3 protein-coding genes are annotated in these 2,672 nt (G+C 43.0%); 1 reads left to right on the top strand and 2 read right to left on the bottom strand.

The genetic code is table 11. The annotated features are described in order from the left end of the window. Positions 1-171: 171 nt before the first annotated feature. A complete protein-coding gene (locus tag NTV63_02045) occupies positions 172-840 on the bottom strand; it encodes a translation initiation factor IF-6 (GenBank protein MCX6709716.1) in 669 nt (222 codons plus the stop codon). A 94-nt stretch (positions 841-934) separates the two neighbouring features. Here NTV63_02045 and NTV63_02050 point away from each other — a divergent pair, with 94 nt between their 5' ends. Further along, positions 935-1,192, top strand: coding sequence for a 50S ribosomal protein L35ae (locus NTV63_02050; protein ID MCX6709717.1), 258 nt, complete (start codon positions 935-937; stop codon positions 1,190-1,192). Positions 1,193-1,388: 196 nt separating this feature from the next. Here the strand turns inward: NTV63_02050 and thsB are convergent. Further along, positions 1,389-2,672, bottom strand: a 1,284-nt coding sequence (thsB, locus tag NTV63_02055; protein ID MCX6709718.1) for a thermosome subunit beta, incomplete at its 5' end; no start/stop codon positions are given.

The following is a 2,672-nucleotide window of genomic DNA, read 5'->3' on the forward strand; positions in this document are numbered from 1 at the left end:
AACTGCCTGCATTGAGACCGCAAGCTGCATAAGCTGCTCCTCAACTGTCCTTATCTGCTCCTGAAACTGCTTCATCTGCGAGTCAAGAAGGTTCAGCTCAAGGTATTTCTGCTGCATCTCCTCTTCTGCTGCGCTTTTCCCGTCGTGATTGTGCTCGTGCATGTTTTTCCCTCACTCAAATGCTTCCTGAATCTGCATAAGCTCTATTGTTGTAGTGGGATCTCCAAGGATAAGCCCTTTTGAATTAAGTATCATTCCAGACTTAACAAATGGGTTTCCAAAGTTAACTGTGCTTCTGTAGAATTTCACCTTCAGAGTATCCTCAAAGAGGGATTTCTCTGCAGGGCTTATGTTCGGATTTATTACCCCTGAGGTTGCATTCATTATTGCTGATGAGCCGACTATTGTCATCTGCCCGATTTTTGCTCTCAGCACTTTTACTCCAAGAGCTTCCTCAATTTCGAGAGTTTCCTCATCAGAATATTCGCTGCTTATTACTGCCCCATTGTTATTTGCAAGCATGTTGTTCCCAAGGGCAGTCAAATCCCCTCCAACAACCCTGTATTTTATCCCAAGCCTGTCAAGCTCGGAAAGTTCGTCATCAAATACAATTTTTGGAACGAGAAGGCATCTGTCATTTCCTGCAATCAGGTCTCCAATCAGGGATATTCCTGCTATGTTTATCCTGTGAACTGGAACTCCAAGGATTTTTCCTATCTCAGAAGCGAACTTGTCAGAAACAACCCTTCCTACAAGGCAGTATCTGTCAGTTGCATAGCAGTAGAGCCCGATATTAGGGTTTCCATACATGCTTAGCTTTGAAATTCTTATGTTTACCATATGCAGGCGAAAATCCGGTTCCTTTAAAAATGTTTTTGTATTGGCGTAATAAAAAAGATAAAGTTTTTAAATGGGTGCCTTTTCCAAGATAACCATGCAAGGAACAATAATGAGCTTCAAAAGGAGCAGGCGAGTGACCCATAACAATCAGATGATAATCCATGTTGAAGGATTCAACTCAAAGGAAGATGCGAAGAAGCTTGTCGGAAAGAAGGCTGTCTGGAAGAGCCCCGCAGGAAAAGAGATAACCGGGGAAATAAGGGCTCCTCACGGAAACAGCGGTGCGATAAGGATACTTTTTGAAACAGGGATGCCCGGGCAGTCATTGTCCCAGAAAGTTGAAATAAATTAATAAGACAGATTTTCTCTCTTTTCATCATATTATTTTTCTTAATATTTTTATCTAATAAAAATTATTAATCTTATAATTATTAATATAAACCAGCAATATTACTGTTCATTATGATTCTTCTGCCTGACTTAAAAATTTTTAAATTTAATGAAAAAATAAGAAGAAGGATTAAAAAAAATAATTATTAAATTACTTTTTAGTATTCGGGCATTCCGCCGCCCATTCCCTGGGGCATTTGGGGCGTTTCCTTCCCTGAACTGCTGGAGGCAATCACATCGTCAATCCTTAGTATCATTATTGAAACCTCGGATGCTGACTTTATTGCCTGGGTTTTTATTTTCAGCGGCTCAATGACACCCTCCTTCAATGCATCAATGACCTTTCCTGAGAACACATCAATTCCAGCCCATTTCCTCCCCTTTTCATGCGCTGCCTTTATCTCAGTCAGGACATCAATCGGGTCAAGCCCTGCGTTTTCTGCAAGAGTCCTTGGGATAACCTCAATTGAGTCTGCAAATGCCTGGACAGCAAGCTGCTCCCTGCCGTTAAGGGTGTCTGCAAATTTCCTTAATTGCTTTGCTAATTCAGCCTCAACCGAGCCTGCCCCGCCCACAATCTTTCCAACCTTGAGCGCAGCGGAAACATCCCCGATTGCATCCTCCATTGCCCTTTTTATCTCATCAATAACATGCTCACTCCCTCCCCTTATGAGGATTGTGACTGCTTTAGGGTTTGTGCACTGCATGACATATGTCATTGACTCGTCACCTGTCTTTCTCTCCTCAACGAGCCCTGCGAACCCAAGGTCCTTTGCTGAGATGTCGTCAAGGGATGTTACAATTCTACCGCCAGTAGCCCGTTCAAGCTTTTCCATGTCTGATTTGGAAACCCTTCTTGATGCATACATCCCCTTCTTTGCAAGAAGGTGCTGGGCAATGTCGTCAATGCCTTTCTGGCAGAACACAACGCCTGCGCCTGTTTTAACAACCTTGTCCACCATGTTCCTTATCATTTTCTCTTCCATGTCAAGGAAGGACTGCATCTTTTCGGGGTCTGTAATCTGAATTTTCGCCTCTGTCTCAGTGTTCTTTATCTCAAGGGCTGAATCCACAAGGAGTATTTTTGCGTTTTTCACAGAGATTGGCATTCCGGAATGAACTCTTTCCTTGTCAAGCACAATTCCGTCAATCAGGGTGGTGTCCTCAATTCCTGCCCCAACCTTCTTCTCTATCTTTATGTTGTCCATGCTTATTGAGATTGAGCTTCCCTGCTTGTCCATTACCTTTTTAACTGCATCGCATGCAATCCTGGAAAGCTTTTCCTTTTCATATTCTGCGCCCTTCCCTGTCATTGCTGTCTCTGCAATCTTCTGAAGGATTGCTGTGTCCTTTTCTGTCACAGATTCACCGATTTCATTGAGTATGACCTGCGCCTTGTTTGCTGCAAGCATATAGCCCTTTGCAATGACTGTCGGATGTAT

It is taken from the genome of Candidatus Woesearchaeota archaeon (genome assembly GCA_026394965.1).
GTDB lineage: Archaea > Nanobdellota > Nanobdellia > Woesearchaeales > 0-14-0-80-44-23 > JAPLZQ01.